This window comes from Kocuria kalidii (assembly GCF_044462225.1).
GTDB lineage: Bacteria > Actinomycetota > Actinomycetes > Actinomycetales > Micrococcaceae > Kocuria > Kocuria kalidii.
Window position 1 is genome coordinate 1 of record NZ_JBISWJ010000053.1, and the last position, 15,320, is coordinate 15,320.

Below are 15,320 nucleotides of genomic sequence, written 5' to 3' on the forward strand. Positions count from 1 at the left end.
GGCCCGGCCGCCTGACGGGGGCCGGGCCCGCCGTCTAGCCTGAGGGGCATGAGCGAACTCCCCGATCCCCGCCCGTTCTCCTGCGCGGACGCCACCGGCGCCGTCTACGACCAGGGCGCGCACGCGACCGACTGGATCCCCACGGGCCACGCCCCGGTGCTGTGGCTGTCCCCGAGCACGGCGCTCGAGACCGGCAGCCCCATCCGCGGCGGTGTCCCGATCTGCTTCCCGTGGTTCGCGGACGGTGCGGAGGGCGGGCGGAAGCCCAAGCACGGTTTCGCCCGGACCCTCCGGTGGCACGTCGAGTCCCGCGAGTCCTCGGACCACGAGGCGGTGGTCGTCTACCGGCTCTCCGACGCGGACGTCACCGACCCCGCGCACCGGGAGCAGTTCCCGTACCGGTTCGAGGCGTACTACGTGGTGCGCTTCGGGGCCGGGCTGTCCCTGGAGCTCAGCGTCACGAACACCGACGAGCGCCCGTTCGACTTCGAGGAGGCCCTGCACGCCTACCTGGTGGTCGGGGACGTGCGGAAGGCCCGGGTCGAGGGTCTGGACGGTGCGACCTACCGCGACAAGTTCCTGGACCGGGAGGACTGCGTGCAGGAGGGGGACCTCGGGTTCGACGGCGAGACCGACCGGGTCTACCGCTCGTCCGCCGAGGTGGCCGTCGTGGACCCGGCCCTCGGGCGCGTGCTCCGGATCCGCAAGGAGAACTCGGACACCACCGTGGTGTGGAACCCCGGGGCGGACCTGGCCGCCGCGATGCCCGACATCGGGCCGGACGGCTGGACGGACTTCGTGTGCGTGGAGGGCGCGAACACCCACTCCGACGCCGTGCACCTGGAGCCGGACGAGACCCACACCATGCGGTACCGGGTGACGGTGGAGACCACGGCGGAGGACCCCGGCCGGCCTCCCGCCTGACGGACCGGCCGGTCCTGCGGCCGGCGCGGCCGGGCCGGGACGCAGAACGGGTGCCGCTCGTCCGGGCGGACGAGCGGCACCCGCGGTGCTCTCCGGAGACGGTGCTCTCCGGTGGAGGTGCCTACTTGGAGACGACCAGGGCCGCTGCGATCGCGGCGAGGAAGGCGTCCTTCGAGAGGCCTGTGCCGGCCTCGGTCGGGCGCACGCCGTCCTCCTGGGTCATCTCGGGGTTGCGGAAGTACATCGAGAGCAGCCCGGCGGAGAACGCGCCGAGGGCCAGCCCGGCGAGGCGCTTGTTCACGAACGGCGTCAGCAGGGCCGCGCCGATGCCCATCTCCGAGTAGGCCACGAACTTGCCGAAGGCATCGGCGTCCCACTCCTTGAACTGGGGCACGCCGGTGGCGGCGAACTGCTGGAGACCTGCGGCGGCCTCCGTGGGGAGGTCCTTCTTGCCGTAGCCGGACTGCAGCAGGTAGGCGCCGGAGACGCCGCGCAGGATCGCGTTGGAGAGGCTCATGGTCGTTCCTTCGGGAAGAGTGATCAGGGTGATTGAGTCGTCGACGACCCTATCAGGGGAGGTCTCCGTGCTCATCGGGGGAGGCCCCGCCCCTCGTCCGGGCGGCCTCGCTCCCTGCCCGCGGGACCGGCCCGGAGCGAACACCCTCCCCCGGGGCGGACCGCGGTGCCTAGGCTGGCCATCCGCCCGCGGGACGCCGTCCGCGTCCCGCCACCCGACGGAAGGACAGACATGGACATCGAGACCATGAAGAAGGTTCTGCTCGTTCTCACCAGTCACGACACCCTGGGGGACACCGGCGGGCCCACCGGCTACTTCGTCGGCGAGGCGGCCCACCCGTGGAAGGTCTTCCGGGACGCCGGGTACTTCGTCGACTTCGCGTCCATCGCCGGCGGGCAGCCCCCGCAGGACGGCAAGGACGAGGAGGACGAGGTCCAGCGCCAGTACCTCGAGGACGAGACGGTCCGGGCCTCCCTGTACAACACCCCGCGGATCAGCGTGGTCGACCCGTCCCAGTACGACGCCGTGTACCTCGTGGGCGGGCACGGCACCATGTGGGACTTCGCCGGCAACCCCGACCTGCAGTCCCTGGTGGCCACCGTGCACGACGCCGGGGGAGTCGTCGGCGCCGTCTGCCACGGACCGGCCGGGCTCGTCGACGTGGAACTCTCCACCGGGCTGCGCATCGTCGAGGGACGGAAGGTGGCCGCGTTCACCAACGCGGAGGAGGACGAGGTCGGGAAGTCGGACGCCGTTCCCTTCCTGCTCGAGGACAAGCTGGTCGAACAGGGCGCGGACGTGCGGACGGCGCCGAACTGGAGCGAGAACGTGGTGGTGGACGACCGTCTCGTCACCGGCCAGAACCCGCAGTCCGCGGCCGGCGTGGCCAAGGAGATGACGAAGCTCCTGACCGAGGTGGTGCGCGGGCAGAAGGCCTCCCAGGAGGCGGACTCCGCCGCGCTGCGCCGGGCCCACGACGCCGAGAAGTCCGAGGACGACGACGGCTGAGGCCCGGCCGGGGCGGGAGGAGCGCGCGAGCGGCGACCCCGGGCGCGCTCCTCGCGGGTCCCGCCGTTTCCCGACAGACTGGGGGCGTCGGGCCGCCCGGTCCGGCCGGCGCACACACGGCAGGAGAACCACATGGCTGACTTCACGGACAAGGTAGCGCTCGTCACCGGGGCCGCCTCCGGCATCGGCGAGGCCTGTGCCAGGGACCTCGCGGCGCAGGGCGTCAAGGTCGTCGTGACGGACATCGACACGAGGCGGATCGACGACGTCGTCCAGGCGATCATGGCCGCCGGCGGCGACGCCGCGGGCTTCCGGCAGGACGTGGCGAAGCCCGAGGACTGCGAGGCCGCGGTCGAGTTCGCCCAGCAGACCTACGGCGGACTGCACCTCGCGGTGAACAACGCCGGGATCGGCGGCACCGTGGACGCCGTCGGCGAGTCGGACCTCGACGCGTGGGTGCGCACCGTGCAGATCGACCTGCACGCCGTCATGTTCGGCCTGCGCTACCAGCTGCCCGCGATCGAGCAGGCCGGCGGCGGTGCGGTCGTCAACATGGCGTCCGTCCACGGCACCGTGGCCACCGCCGGGGGCAACAGCGCCTACACCGCCGCGAAGCACGGCGTGGTCGGGCTCACCAAGCAGGCCGGGGTCGAGTACGGACAGCGCGGGGTGCGGGTCAACGCCGTCGGACCCGCCTACATCGACACCCCGCTGCTGAGGACCGTCCCCGCCGCCGTCCTCGACGGGCTCGCGGCCAAGCACCCGCTCGGCCGGCTGGGCCGCCCCGAGGAGGTCGCCGCCCTGACCACGTTCCTGCTCTCGGACCGGGCGTCCTTCATGACGGGCGGGTACTACCTCGTCGACGGCGGCTACACCGCCCTGTAGCCCGCCCCGCAGGACACCCCCTCCCGCGAGACGCACCGGGTCGGTGCGGGATGCCGGCACGTGCCGCGGCACCTCGCACCGACCCGGTGCGTCCGGTGCGTCGGGGCGCGCCGGGTGCGGGGGCGCGGCCGTGCTCTGCGCCACATCCGGCGCGGCCGGGTCCTGGGTGCTGTAGGGTGGACCGTATTGCACATGGCACTGCTCCCCGGTCCGGGTGAGCAGGCAGGCGTCGAGCACCCCGTTCTTCTTCCAGCGTGGCACCGTTCCAGACGGTCTCAGCCCGCTCGCAGGGGCTCCAGGAGTCATTCGGCGCAACCCGGCGCGTCACCCCCTTGCCGGGACATCCGATCGAAAGACGTATCCCAGTTTTGGCTACTTTCACCGACCTCGGCGTGCCCGAGGCCCTTTCCGCCGTCCTCGCCCAGCAGGGCATCGAGCAGGCGTTCCCCATCCAGGAGAAGACCCTCCCCGACTCGCTGGCCGGCCGTGACGTGCTCGGCCGCGGCAAGACCGGCTCCGGCAAGACCGTGGCGTTCGCCCTGCCGCTCGTGTCCCGGCTCGCCGGGCTGACCGGCAACGGCGCCCGCGCCGCCCGGCGGGCCAACCGGCCCACCGGCCTGGTCCTGGCCCCCACCCGGGAGCTGGCCACCCAGATCGACCGCGCGATCGCCCCGCTGGCCGAGGCCGCCGGGCAGACGACCACCGTCATCTTCGGCGGCGTCTCCCAGCGCAACCAGGAGAAGGCGCTCGCCAAGGGCGCCGACATCGTGATCGCCTGCCCCGGCCGGCTCGAGGACCTGCTCAAGCAGAACATCCTCACGCTCGACGACGTCCGCGTCACGGTCATCGACGAGGCCGACCACATGGCCGACATGGGCTTCCTGCCCGTGGTCACCCGCATCCTCAAGCGCACCCCGCAGGGCGGTCAGCGGCTGCTGTTCTCGGCGACGCTCGACGGCGGCGTGGACAAGCTCGTCAAGCAGTTCCTGTCCAACCCGGTCAAGCACTCCGTGGACGCCCCGCAGGCGTCCGTGTCCACCATGGACCACCACGTCCTGGTCGTGGACGCCGACGAGAAGCAGGAGCTCATCGAGGCCCTGGCCTCCGGCACGGGCCGACGCGTGATGTTCACGCGCACCAAGCACCGCGCCAAGAAGATGGCCCGCAAGCTCAGCCAGATGGGCATTCCGGCCGTGGACCTGCACGGCAACCTGTCGCAGAACGCCCGCGACCGCAACCTGGCCCAGTTCTCCGCCGGTGACGTGCGCGTGCTCGTGGCCACGGACGTCGCCGCCCGCGGTGTGCACGTGGACGAGGTCGAGCTGGTCGTGCACATCGACCCGCCCACCGAGCACAAGTCCTACCTGCACCGCTCCGGGCGCACCGCCCGCGCCGGCGCCTCCGGCTCCGTCGTGACGGTGGCCACCAAGGAGGAGCGCCGCGAGGTCACGCAGCTCATGAAGGCCGCCGGCGTCACCGCGAACTTCGACACCGTGACCGTCGGCTCCCCGGCCGTCACGGCCCTCGTCGGCGAGCTCGCCGACAAGGTCGCCTACGTGCCGCAGCCCGTCCAGGCCCAGGGCCGTCCGGCGAGCGGCCAGCGCTCCGGCGCCGGCCGTTCCGGCGGCCGTGCGGGCTCCGGCGGCAACCGCGGCCGCGGCGGGCAGAACCGCTCCGAGCAGCCGCGCGGCGCCTCCCGCGACCAGCGCGGCGAGACCGGCAACCGCGGCGGCTCCCGCCCCGGCAACGGCTCGGCCTCCCGCTCCGCGGCACCGGCGCGCTCCGCGGCGCCCACCCGCTCGGCGACGCCCACGTACTCGACCGAGTCCGCACCGGACCGCTCCACGCAGGCGGCGGCCCGTCGCCGCACCCGGAGCCCGCGCCGCGCGTCGTCCCCCCAGGGCACCGCGACCCGCTGAGTCCCGGCACCTCCCACGAGGGCCCGTTCCCCGTCCTGTTCCGCATCGCGGACCGGGACGGGGAACGGGCCCTCGTCGTCCGTCAGGCGGACGGAAGGAGCCCGCGCAGGAACTCCAGCGTGACGTCCGTGTGGGCGTCCACGAGCACGAAGCCGGGCGCGGGCTCCACCGGCAGCTCGCCGGGCACCACGACCACCGGCATCCCGGCCGCCGCGGCGCTCGCCGCCCCCGTCTGCGAGTCCTCGACCGCCACGCACCGCGCCGGGTCCACCCCCAGCCGCCGCGCCGCGAGCAGGTAGGGCTCCGGGTGCGGCTTGGCGTGCTCCACGTCCTCCTGGGAGACGACCACGCGCAGCACCGCGGGCGCCCCGGACGCGGTGCCCTCCGCGACCACGGTGAGGGCGTTCGTCACGACCGCCCCGGGGATGCCCGCCTGCTGCAGTTCGTCCAGCAGCGCACGCATGCCGGGCAGGAACGGCACCTCGCCCGTCAGCGAGGCCGCGACCTCCCGCCCGAGCTCGGCGGTGATGTCCTCCACGGTCCCCTCGGCGCCGCGCTCGACCATCAGCCGCGCCGACGTGGGCACCGTCCTCCCCAGCGTGGCGTGGTCGTCCTCGGTGCTCCAGCCCACGCCGTACCGGCCCGCCACCGCGCGCTTGGCCACGGCCCACTGCGGCTCGGAGTTCACCAGGGTGCCGTCGTGGTCGAACAGGACGGCGGCGGGGAAGCGGTGGGAGTTCACGGGCGGGTCTCCTGCACGGGGTGGAAGGGCGACGACGGGGACTGCGGGTCCAGCGAGCGCAGCAGCTCGAGGGTCAGCTCCCGGTGGGATCCCAGGTGCAGCAGCCCGGGGCCGCGCTCGACCTCCATCTCACCGGGGACGACCACCGTGGGGATGCCGGCGGCGACCCCCGCCGCGGCCCCGGCGGGGGAGTCCTCGACCACGACGCACCGTGCGGGGTCCACCCCGAGGCGGCGCGCCGCCTCCAGGTAGGCGTCCGGGTCCGGCTTGGGGCGGACCCCCTGCGCGTACTCGTCCGTGCCGATGACCACCCGGAACAGGCCCTCCGGTGCTGTGGTCGCGGTGTGCCGGCCCATCGCCGAGCTCGCGTTGGTGACGATCGCCGCGGGGATCCCCGCGGCGGCCAGGTCCTCGAGGAGCTCCGCGATGCCGTCGATGAACGTCAGCTCCGTGCCCTCGAGGACCCGGACGCTGTGCTCGAAGACCGCCCGGACCAGCTGGTCGTCGTCGAGCGGCACCCCGACGGCCTGCAGGCGGGCAATGGTGGCCGCGACCGGCAGGCCCAGGGTCGCGAGCGAGTCCTCGGGGGTCCAGAGCAGACCGTGCTCGGCGGCCACGTCCTGCTTGGCCCGGTCCCAGAGCGGCTCGGTGTCGACGAGGGTCCCGTCGTGGTCGAAGAGGACGGCGTGCGGAAATCCGGGGGAGGGCATGCGCTCCAGCCTACCGGGGCTCCCCGGGCCCGCCGGATCCGGCCCCGGGGTCCCGCTGCACCAGGACGAGGACGAGGACGAGGACGGGGACGAGGACGGACTCCGGACCGGCGGGAGCCGTGGGCGGCGTCCCGCCCCGGCGCATCGCCGCGTCCCCGGGTACATTGACCGCATGACCACCGAGCGCCCCGGCACCCCCGACAGCACCCCGGTTCCGCCCGAGACCAAGGACTGGACCGTGGTGCTCGACCGGGGCTGCGCCGACTGCGGGTTCGACCCGCGCTACGACGTGACGACGACGGGGGAGCGGGCGCGGGCGACGGTCGACCGCTGGGTGGCCGTGCTCGACGGGCCCGGCGCGACGGACCGGCCCCGCCCGGGGACGTGGTCCCCGCTCGAGTACGCGTGCCACGTGCGGGACGTCGGCCGCATCTTCCGCGAGCGCCTGCGGCTCATGCTCGACGAGGAGGACCCGGTCTTCGCGGACTGGGACCAGGACGCCGCCGCCGTCGGGGAGCGGTACGACCTGCAGGACCCCTACGAGGTCTCCGGGGAGGTGGCGCAGGAGCTCCGCGCCACCGCGGACGCCTTCGACACCGTGACCGAGGACCAGTGGGCCCGGACCGGCCGGCGCGGGGACGGCAAGGACTTCACCGTGGCGAGCTTCGCCGTGTACTTCCTGCACGAGGTCGAGCACCACCTGCGCTTCGACGTCCGCGGCTGAGCCGGCCGCTGCCGGCCCGTCCGCGGCCCGGCGCGTTCAGCCGAGGTGCACGGTCCCGTCGTCGTCGACCCGCCACCCCGGGTTGTGCGCGATCTCCCACACGACGCCGTTGGGGTCGGCCACGTGCGCGTGGTAGATCCCGCCGAAGGCGCCCGGCCGCGGCGCCGTGCGGACGGTGCCGCCGGCGGCCGTCATCGCCCCGACGGCCGCGCGCACCGCCTCCTCGCTGTCCACGTTGTGCGCGAGGGTCACGCCCCGGGCCGGGGACGCGTCCGGGACGCCGAGGTCCGCCGCGAACTTCCCGGCGTCGAAGAGGCCCAGCACCGTCCCGGGGCCCGTCTGGAAGAAGAGGATCTCGCCGGGGACGTCGAGCAGAGGGTCCCAGCCGAGACCCCGCACGTAGAACTCCCGGGCGGCGTCGAGGTCCGGGGTGGAGAGGGTGAGAAAGTGCACGCGAGGGTCCACGACGGCCTCCTGGGGCTCTAGCGGCGGGAACGGCCCCGCCCCACGGGCCCAGCGTAGACGTCTGCCGGGCCGACGGCGGGCCCGCGAACACGCCCGGTCCCGGAGATGCCGGTCCCTCCGGCGCGCCGACGGACTACCCTCGGAAGCAGCAGGGACGGTTCCGGGTCCGCCCGCGCAGGGCACCGGCAGGGCGGAAAGGGCACATGGCACGGCACCAGGACACGGCAGAGCCGGCGGAGTCGCCGTACTACCACCGCGTGCTCACGGTGCCCAACGTGGTCTCGGTCGTGCGCTTCGCGCTCATCGTGCCGGCCGTGCTGGCCGTCCTCGACATCGACGAGCGGCCGGTGCGTGCCCTGGTCCTCGTCGCCCTCTTCTCGCTCACGGACTGGGTCGACGGCACCCTCGCCCGTGCGCTCGGGCAGCGCAGCCGGGTCGGCGAGGTCATGGACCCCCTTGCCGACCGTCTGGGGACGGTGGCGATCGCCGTGGCCGCGAGCGTCGTCGGGCTGTTCCCGTGGTGGGTGCTGATCGTCGTGGCGGTCGTCGACCTGGTCGTGGGGATCGCCACGCTCGTCCGGGGGTCCCTCGGCACGCTGCGGGTCACGACGGTCGGCAAGGCGAAGACCGCGCTCCTCATGGTCGGGACCGTGCTCGTCCTGGCGGGTCCGGCCTGGTCCAGCCCCGAGGTGACGGACGTCGGGCGGGTCATGGTCCAGGTGGCCGCCGTCCTGCACGTGCTCGCGGGCGCGCAGTACTTCCGTCAGGCCCTGCGGGGCTAGGCCTCGGGGGGAGGCACCGCGAGATAGGCGTGGCGTGCGGCGCCGATGATCCCCGCCTCGTTGCGCAGCTCGGCGGGAACGACCCGTGTGTCCAGCCGGAGACGGGGCAGGAACTCCTCGTGCCGGACCGAGATGCCGCCGCCGACCACGATCAGGTCGGGGGAGAAGAGGAACTCCAGGTGGGCGAAGTACTGCTGGAGACGGTCGGCGTAGTCCGGCCAGTCGAGTCCCTCGCGCTCCCTGGCCAGCGCCGAGGCCCGCACCTCGGCGTCGACGCCCCCGAGCTCCAGGTGGCCCAGCTCCAGGTTGGGCACGAGCTTCCCGTCAACGAACAGCGCCGAGCCGATGCCGGTGCCCAGCGTGATGATCAGGACGGTTCCGGCGTTCCCGCGCCCGGCCCCGTAGCGGACCTCGGCCAGGCCCGCGGCGTCGGCGTCGTTGAGGACCTGGACGGTGCGCCCCAGCCGCTCCGCCAGGAACCGGCGGGCGTCCAGCCCGATCCACGCGTCGTCGATGTTCGCGGCGGAGTGCGCCACGCCGCGGCGGATGATCGCGGGGAGGGTCACGCCGACGCTGGACTCGGGGTGCGGGGCCCCGGGCCCCTCGGACAGTTCCTCCACGAGCAGCGCGAGCTGCTCGGCGACCGCCTCCGGCGTGGCGGGGACGGGCGTGGGGCGCCGGAGCACCGGGGTGGTCAGCTCCCCGTCGGCCATGTCCACAGCGGCGTACTTGATCAGGGTGCCGCCGACGTCCACGCCGATGTGGTGGCGGTGCAGGGTCGACCACCCGGTCGCTTCGGGGCGGGGGGCTGGACGGAGCGAGGGGTTGGCCATCCGACATCCTAGGGTCGCGGTGGGAGCACGGAGCGACGACGGGCGGTGCGGCCGGCTCGTGGCGACCGGCCGGGTGCGGGCCGTCGCCGGCCCCGGCACCCCGGCCCATTGTGCCACCGTCGGCGCGGAGCCGCCGGGTGGCTGCCGGTGGTCCCGGCCCCCGGGGACCCGCTCAGGCGCGCGGCCCGGTGCCCGGCCTGCTGCCGTGGTCCCGGGGCCCGGCGTCGTCCGGGGAGCCCAGGATCTCCCACGAGAACGGGACCCGGGCGACGGGGGCGTCGTGGACCAGGTCGTTGACCGCGCTCGCCAGCAGGTCGCGGTGGAGGGCCGGCAGGGCCAGGCAGCCGTGCAGGTACGCGTCCACCTCCAGCATCCCGGCCTCGCCGCCGAGCTGGAAGTACTGCCACCACAGACGGGTGAGCTCGAGACCGGTGCTGTCGACGGCGTGCCGGGCGAGGCGCGCCTGCACGGCTCCGATCCTGTCGTCGTCCATGGGTCCCTCACTGTGGTGCTGCCGGATCGGGGACGGTTCCGGACCGGGCGCGACGCTGCGCAGCGGTCCGGATCCGTCCGGGGCGATGCGGTGACACCGCCGCCTCGATCATGGTGGCCGACAGGCCTGCGGAGCACCATTCGGCATCCGTGCGCGTGCGTTTTCCGGACCGTCGGTGCACTCCGCGGACCCGCACTCCCCGGCCGCGCGGCCCCCGGGATCCGGCCCGCACCGGGGAGCGCCTCCAGACCGGCAGCGGCTTCTCCACGACGACGACGACGACGGCGCGACTAGGGTGCGGTGACGACGGCGCGACCACGGAGCGGCGACAGCGGCAGCGACGTCGGCGCGGAGACGGCGGCAGCGACGACGGCGCACGGTGCAGCCGGCGCACAGGAGAGGAGCGGGGCGGCCCCCCAGCCGGCCCCGCTCCCTGCTGCTCCCGGTCGCGGACCGAGTCGTTGCGGCGTTCCGGGTCTCCGGGTGCGGCGCGCTGTCGGTCGGTGTCGCGGGAGCCGGGGGATGGTCCTCGACGGACCACAGAATCCCCTGGTGAGAAGCAAGAATGGTCGATCCCGCGGCGATCGGCAAGACCCCCGTTGTGATCCAGTTCACATGCAGACACAAAAGGTTGTGCGTGCGAACGCACCTCGCTGCGGGTGCCGGTGGGTCAGTGGTCGGCGCCGTTGAGCATCCCGCCCAGACGCACCCGCATCCGGCGGCTGGCCTGGTTCAGCCCGACGATCTCCACGTCCTTGCCGTAGTGGGCGTACTTGTCCGTGACCGAGTCCAGGGCGGCCACGGTCGAGGCGTCCCACAGGTGGGACGCGGACAGGTCGATGACGATCCGCTGCGGGTCCGCGGCGTACTCGAACATCGTGTAGAGGTCGTTGGAGGACGCGAAGAACAGCTCCCCCTGCACGGTGTAGGTCGCGACCGGCACGCCGTGCTGCTCGTCGAGGGTGCGGTCCACCGTCACGAAGTGGGCGACCCGGCGGGCGAAGGCGACCATCGCCACGAGCACCCCGACGACCACGCCCAGGGCCAGGTTGTGCGTCCAGACGGTCACGGCCACGGTGGAGAGCATCACCAGCGTCTCCGGGACCGGCATCCGCGACAGGGTCGAGGGCCGGATCGAGTGCCAGTCGAAGGTGGCCCAGGCCACGAAGATCATGATCGCCACCAGCGCGGCCATCGGGATGATCGCCACGACCTCGCCGAGCGTGACGACGAGGATCAGCAGGAAGACCCCCGCCAGGAAGGTGGAGATGCGGGTGCGGGCGCCGGAGGCCTTGACGTTGATCATGGTTTGGCCGATCATCGCGCACCCGCCCATCCCGCCGAAGAATCCGGTCACGATGTTGGCTGCCCCCTGGGCCCAGGACTCCCGGGTCTTGTTCGAGTGCGTGTCGGTGATGTCGTCGACGAGCTTGGCGGTCATCAGGGACTCGAGCAGACCGACCAGTGCCATGGTGAGGGCGAACGGTGCGATGATCCGGAGCGTCTCCAGATCCAGGGGGACGTCCGGGAAGAACAGTGTGGGCAGGGACTCGGGCAGCTCGCCCTTGTCGCCGACGTCGGGCACGTTCATGCCCATGGGCACGGCGACCGCGGTGATGACCACGATGGCCACCAGCGGGGCGGGGACCACGCTCGTGAGCCGCGGGAACAGGAACACGATGGCCAGACCGAGGGCCGTGAGCGGATAGACGGCCCAGGGGACGCCGACGAGCTCGGGGATCTGTGAGGTGAAGATCAGGATGGCCAGGGCGTTGACGAAGCCCACCATGACGGAGCGGGGGATGAAGCGCATCAGCTTCGCCGCGCCGATGAGGGCCAGGACCACCTGGAAGACCCCGGCCAGGACCACCGCGGCGATGAAGTAGTCGATGCCGTGGCTGGCGACCAGCGGGGCGATCACCAGGGCCACCGCACCGGTGGCGGCCGAGACCATCGCCGGTCGACCGCCCAGCACCGAGGTGGTCACGGCCATGGTGAAGGACGCGAACAGACCCAGGCGGGGATCCACCCCGGCGATGATCGAGAAGGCGATGGCCTCGGGGATCAGCGCCAGGGCCACCACGAGCCCGGCCAGCACTTCGGTCCTGAGCCGGCGGGGGGACCTCAGGGTCAGGCGCACCGACTGGCGCTGCTCGGGCGTCGGGCCGGCGGTGGGACCGGCTGTCGTGGTGGCCAAGGAGGCTCCGTTCGCAGAGGAGGAGGGCAGGGGAGAAAGGAGGACACAGGTTCCCCGCGAGGTGGCGTGCGGGGATGGCGCCACGGCGCGCTGATGGGGCGGCTCGCGGTCGCGGTGGTGAACCGGGGAAAGCCGTCCCCGACTCTACCTTGGCGTCAGGGTAAGGTGCTCGATCGGGGCCCGGATGAGACGCAGGTCATGTCCGGTCGAGGGCGTCGAGGAGGCGGTGTTCGACGTCGGGGGCGAGGGTCTCGCCGTAGCTGGAGGTCACGTGGTCGAGGTCGCGGTAGACCATGATGTTGCCCACGACGCCGGGGCAGGTGTTCTCGGTGCACAGCCGGTCGGTGAGGTCGATGGTGTGCAGGTCCGGGTGGCGGGCGGCGAGGGCGTCCAGGGGGTTGTGCGGGAGCAGGGCCTCGGAGCGGGGGGTGTTGCAGCGGTCGTGGTCGGGGCCGTAGGTCTCCACGCACTCGAACATGTCGTGGTCGAAGCGGGGGTTGTCGCGGAAGGCGATGACCGGGATGCCGGCGTCGAGGAAGGGGGTGACGCCGTCCTCGTAGCCGGCGACGAGCTGCTCGTGCGGGGGTCCGGGCAGGGACAGGGTGCCGATGGTGAGGACCGCGTCCGGGTCGGCGTCCAGGGCGGCGTCGCGGGCGGCGGCGTTGAACTCCTCGCACTCGGTGGTCCCACCGGTGTCGTCGGTGCCGTTGGCGTCGGTGCCGGTGTCGTTGGTGCCGGTGTCGGTGCCGGTGCCGTCGGTGTCGGCGGTGTCGGTGTCGGCGGTGGGGGTGGCGGTGTAGCGGCAGGCCATGCGCAGGTAGGAGACCACCCGCCAGCCCTGGGCGTCGGCGGCGCGGTGGATGGGGGTGAGCAGCTGCTGGGCGTGGGAGTCCCCGATCACCACCAGGGTCCGTGCCGGGTGGCTGCCTGCTGCGGTGGTGCCGGGGTCGGGTTCGATGATGCGGCACTGGCCCAGGTCCCGGATCCGCTCCGGGGTGTCCTCGGGAGGGCAGGGCTCGCCGGTGTCGCCCCATTCCTGGTCTCGTTCGGCGTCGGTGGGGATGATCGGCACGTCCGGGACCTCCTCCGCGTCCCCGCGCAGCACCGCGGCCCCGGGGTAGTTCTCGGCGGTGCGCTCGATCCCGGCGGTGGGGTCGCGCAGCAGCGTGTACTGGTGGGCGCCGGTGAGCGGGAGGGCCACGAGCAGTCCGGTGGCGATCAGGCGCACCCCGTGGCCGGCGCGGATCCCGGGCAGGGCCCGCCAGCCGGTGAGCAGCAGCGCGGTGGCCCGGGTGAGCAGGATCGAGGCGGCCAGGATGGCGAGTCCGACCGGCACGGGCACGGTGTCGCGGGCGGTGAGCAGCAGGTAGGTGATCAGCAGCGGCCAGTGCCACAGGTAGATGCCGTAGGCCCGGTCCCCGAACCACTGCAGCGGGCGGGTGGTGAGGACCCGGCCGGCCCCGGTCGGTGCTGCCGGGGCCAGCGCCCCGCCGACCAGGACGGCCGCGGCCCCCAGGGTGGGGGCCAGGGCGATGGCGCCGGGGAAGCGGGTGTCGGGTCCGATGAGGAAGGGGGTGGCGAGGATCGCCGTCAGGCCGGCCCAGCCCAGCACCACCCCGGCCGGGACGGCCACCCCGGCGGCCCACCCGGCCGCACGGGCGGCACCGGAGGACCGGGTGACCGCCGCACGGGCACCGGCAGCGCCGGCATTCGCAGGGTCGGCATTGTTAGGGCGGGCACCGGGGGGAGCGGTGTCGGTGGGGCGGGCGCCGGGGGTGAGGGCCAGGGCGGTGAGCGAGCCCAGGGCGAACTCCCACAACCGGGTCAGGGTGCTGAAGTAGGCGGCCTCGGGTCCGGCCGCGGTGGCGGTCACCGACCAGCCCAGGGACACCGCGAACACGACGGTGAACATTGCCCACGCCAGCCGGTGGAACCGGATGCCGGTGGCCCGGGCCGCGGCGGCGGCCCCGGCCAGCAGCAGGGGCCAGAGCAGGAACACCTGGCCCTGCACGGACAGCGACCACATGTGCTGCAGCGGGGTGGTGGCCGCGGAGTTGCCGGCGTAGTAGTCCACCGCCTGGGCGCCCAGCACCCAGTTCACCACGTAGAACAGCGATCCCCAGGCCTGGGTGAGCAGCTCCCCCCACCGGCTGGGCGGGAACAGGGCCAGCACGGCCGCGAGCACGGCCAGCAGCAGCACCGCCACGGGGCCGATGAGCCGGGCGAAGGTCCGGGCCCAGTAGGCCGGCAGCCCCAGCGGGGTGCCGGCCTGGATCCGGCGGGCGAAGGACCCGGTGAGCAGGAACGCGGAGAGCACGAAGAACACGTCCACCCCGCCGGAGACCTTCTGCGTCCACACGTGGAAGGCCACCACCAGCAGCACCGCCACCCCACGCAGACCCTGCAGATCCGCACGGTGCTGCGTCCGCGGGGCGCGCACCGCCGGGGGTCCGGCAGCGGCCGGGGACGCAGTGGTGGTCGAGGTCGGGAAGGTCATGAGCGGCGGTGCCTGTCGAGGTCGGTGGCGGGGGCCTGTCGGGACCCAGGGCCGGTGCGTCGATGACACGGTGTGCACGCCCGTCCGTCATCGCAGCTGGCCGGCCACGGCGGGGTGTCCCCCGAGGTGAGGACCCAGGCAGTCGATCACAGCTGCCTGGAGATCTCCTGCGTGCACGGACGGCCGGTGGCTGTTGTGCCGGTGGTGTCCGGGTCCGGGCCCGGTGCGGGATGGGGTGGTGCGGGGTCAGGGGTGGAGGTGGTGTTCGAGGAGGGTGATGAACTCGTCGGCCTGGGTGAGCTTGCGGGCGAGCTTGTCGCGTTCCGGGCGGGCCCGGTCCAGGTACCCGGCCAGCCGCTCCTGGACGGTGCCGGCCCCGGGGGCGCCGGCCTGAGGAGTCCCGGCTTGGGTGGTGCCGGTCTGGGTGGTGCCCGTCTCGGCGGGAGTGTCCGTGGTGCCGGTGCCGGCCCCGGTGGTGCCGGTGCCGGCCCCGGTGGTGGTGAGGAGGTCGAGGAGTTCGGCCATCTCTTCCAGGGTGAATCCGAGGGGTTTCATCGCTTTGATGTGCCCGAGGCGGTGCACGTCGGTCTCGGTGTAGACCCGGAACCCGCCTCCGGTGCGCGA

15 protein-coding genes are annotated in these 15,320 nt (G+C 73.5%); 6 read left to right on the top strand and 9 right to left on the bottom strand.

Translation table 11 applies throughout. From position 1 onward, the window contains the following. Window positions 1–48 precede the first annotated feature (48 nt). Entirely contained in the window at window positions 49–924 is an 876-nt protein-coding gene (locus tag ACH9D3_RS07845) for an aldose epimerase family protein (RefSeq protein WP_396410495.1), read from the top strand. A 121-nt stretch (window positions 925–1,045) separates the two neighbouring features. On the opposite strand, the gene ACH9D3_RS07850 is transcribed toward ACH9D3_RS07845, so the two are convergent. Next, on the bottom strand, window positions 1,046–1,441 hold the full coding sequence (locus tag ACH9D3_RS07850; RefSeq protein WP_396398515.1) for a hypothetical protein: 396 nt from the start codon (window positions 1,439–1,441) through the stop codon (window positions 1,046–1,048). Between the two features lie 231 nt (window positions 1,442–1,672). Here ACH9D3_RS07850 and ACH9D3_RS07855 point away from each other — a divergent pair, with 231 nt between their 5' ends. From ACH9D3_RS07855 to ACH9D3_RS07865, 3 genes are all read left to right on the top strand, one after another. Further along, complete coding sequence (locus tag ACH9D3_RS07855) at window positions 1,673–2,449, top strand: DJ-1/PfpI family protein (RefSeq protein ID WP_396410496.1); 777 nt, start codon at window positions 1,673–1,675, stop codon at window positions 2,447–2,449. 132 nt (window positions 2,450–2,581) lie between these two features. Next, window positions 2,582–3,334 carry an SDR family oxidoreductase gene (locus tag ACH9D3_RS07860; protein ID WP_396410497.1) on the top strand — a complete coding sequence of 251 codons (753 nt, stop codon included), beginning with the start codon at window positions 2,582–2,584 and terminating at the stop codon, window positions 3,332–3,334. A gap of 368 nt (window positions 3,335–3,702) precedes the next feature. Further along, window positions 3,703–5,253: a DEAD/DEAH box helicase gene (locus ACH9D3_RS07865; RefSeq protein WP_396398512.1), complete on the top strand. Its 1,551-nt coding sequence runs from the start codon at window positions 3,703–3,705 to the stop codon at window positions 5,251–5,253. Between the two features lie 82 nt (window positions 5,254–5,335). Here ACH9D3_RS07865 and ACH9D3_RS07870 read toward each other — a convergent pair whose 3' ends face one another. Both ACH9D3_RS07870 and ACH9D3_RS07875 read right to left on the bottom strand, forming a co-directional pair. Next, window positions 5,336–5,995, bottom strand: a complete 660-nt coding sequence (locus tag ACH9D3_RS07870; RefSeq protein WP_396410498.1) for an HAD-IA family hydrolase — start codon at window positions 5,993–5,995, stop codon at window positions 5,336–5,338. Beyond that, a complete protein-coding gene (locus ACH9D3_RS07875) occupies window positions 5,992–6,705 on the bottom strand; it encodes an HAD-IA family hydrolase (protein ID WP_396410499.1) in 714 nt (237 codons plus the stop codon). The genes ACH9D3_RS07870 and ACH9D3_RS07875 overlap by 4 nt, the downstream gene beginning before the upstream one ends. Window positions 6,706–6,877: 172 nt before the next feature. Between ACH9D3_RS07875 and ACH9D3_RS07880 the strand changes: the two genes are divergently transcribed. Beyond that, the gene (locus ACH9D3_RS07880; RefSeq protein ID WP_396410500.1) at window positions 6,878–7,429 is read left to right on the top strand and encodes a DinB family protein; all 552 of its coding nucleotides are present in this window, start codon (window positions 6,878–6,880) and stop codon (window positions 7,427–7,429) included. Between the two features lie 36 nt (window positions 7,430–7,465). Here the strand turns inward: ACH9D3_RS07880 and ACH9D3_RS07885 are convergent, their stop codons facing one another. Further along, window positions 7,466–7,882 carry a VOC family protein gene (locus tag ACH9D3_RS07885; protein ID WP_396398508.1) on the bottom strand — a complete coding sequence of 139 codons (417 nt, stop codon included), beginning with the start codon at window positions 7,880–7,882 and terminating at the stop codon, window positions 7,466–7,468. 215 nt (window positions 7,883–8,097) lie between these two features. Between ACH9D3_RS07885 and ACH9D3_RS07890 the strand changes: the two genes are divergently transcribed. Next, on the top strand, window positions 8,098–8,676 hold the full coding sequence (locus ACH9D3_RS07890; RefSeq protein WP_396410501.1) for a CDP-alcohol phosphatidyltransferase family protein: 579 nt from the start codon (window positions 8,098–8,100) through the stop codon (window positions 8,674–8,676). Here ACH9D3_RS07890 and ppgK read toward each other — a convergent pair. The 5 genes from ppgK to ACH9D3_RS07915 form a co-directional block, all read right to left on the bottom strand. After that, window positions 8,673–9,509: a polyphosphate--glucose phosphotransferase gene (gene ppgK / locus ACH9D3_RS07895; protein ID WP_396410502.1), complete on the bottom strand. Its 837-nt coding sequence runs from the start codon at window positions 9,507–9,509 to the stop codon at window positions 8,673–8,675. The genes ACH9D3_RS07890 and ppgK overlap by 4 nt on opposite strands. 172 nt (window positions 9,510–9,681) lie before the next feature. Continuing rightward, window positions 9,682–10,002, bottom strand: coding sequence for a hypothetical protein (locus tag ACH9D3_RS07900; RefSeq protein ID WP_396398505.1), 321 nt, complete (start codon window positions 10,000–10,002; stop codon window positions 9,682–9,684). 670 nt (window positions 10,003–10,672) lie between these two features. Beyond that, complete coding sequence (locus ACH9D3_RS07905; RefSeq protein ID WP_396410503.1) at window positions 10,673–12,199, bottom strand: SulP family inorganic anion transporter; 1,527 nt, start codon at window positions 12,197–12,199, stop codon at window positions 10,673–10,675. 196 nt (window positions 12,200–12,395) lie between these two features. After that, window positions 12,396–14,696 (bottom strand): SGNH hydrolase domain-containing protein, encoded by a 2,301-nt coding sequence (locus ACH9D3_RS07910; RefSeq protein WP_396410504.1) that lies wholly within the window; start codon window positions 14,694–14,696, stop codon window positions 12,396–12,398. Window positions 14,697–14,942: 246 nt separating this feature from the next. Then, window positions 14,943–15,320: MerR family transcriptional regulator (locus ACH9D3_RS07915; RefSeq protein ID WP_396410505.1), on the bottom strand; the 378-nt coding region annotated here is incomplete at its 5' end.

Excerpts from the sequence above, each read along its gene's own strand:
- ACH9D3_RS07845 (WP_396410495.1), top strand. The coding sequence starts at position 49 with ATGAGCGAACTCCCCGATCCCCGCCCGTTCTCCTGCGCGGACGCCACC.
- ACH9D3_RS07850 (WP_396398515.1), bottom strand. The coding sequence starts at position 1,441 with ATGAGCCTCTCCAACGCGATCCTGCGCGGCGTCTCCGGCGCCTACCTG.
- ACH9D3_RS07855 (WP_396410496.1), top strand. The coding sequence starts at position 1,673 with ATGGACATCGAGACCATGAAGAAGGTTCTGCTCGTTCTCACCAGTCAC.
- ACH9D3_RS07860 (WP_396410497.1), top strand. The coding sequence starts at position 2,582 with ATGGCTGACTTCACGGACAAGGTAGCGCTCGTCACCGGGGCCGCCTCC.
- ACH9D3_RS07875 (WP_396410499.1), bottom strand. The coding sequence starts at position 6,705 with ATGCCCTCCCCCGGATTTCCGCACGCCGTCCTCTTCGACCACGACGGG.
- ACH9D3_RS07880 (WP_396410500.1), top strand. The coding sequence starts at position 6,878 with ATGACCACCGAGCGCCCCGGCACCCCCGACAGCACCCCGGTTCCGCCC.
- ACH9D3_RS07890 (WP_396410501.1), top strand. The coding sequence starts at position 8,098 with ATGGCACGGCACCAGGACACGGCAGAGCCGGCGGAGTCGCCGTACTAC.
- ppgK (WP_396410502.1), bottom strand. The coding sequence starts at position 9,509 with ATGGCCAACCCCTCGCTCCGTCCAGCCCCCCGCCCCGAAGCGACCGGG.
- ACH9D3_RS07900 (WP_396398505.1), bottom strand. The coding sequence starts at position 10,002 with ATGGACGACGACAGGATCGGAGCCGTGCAGGCGCGCCTCGCCCGGCAC.
- ACH9D3_RS07910 (WP_396410504.1), bottom strand. The coding sequence starts at position 14,696 with ATGACCTTCCCGACCTCGACCACCACTGCGTCCCCGGCCGCTGCCGGA.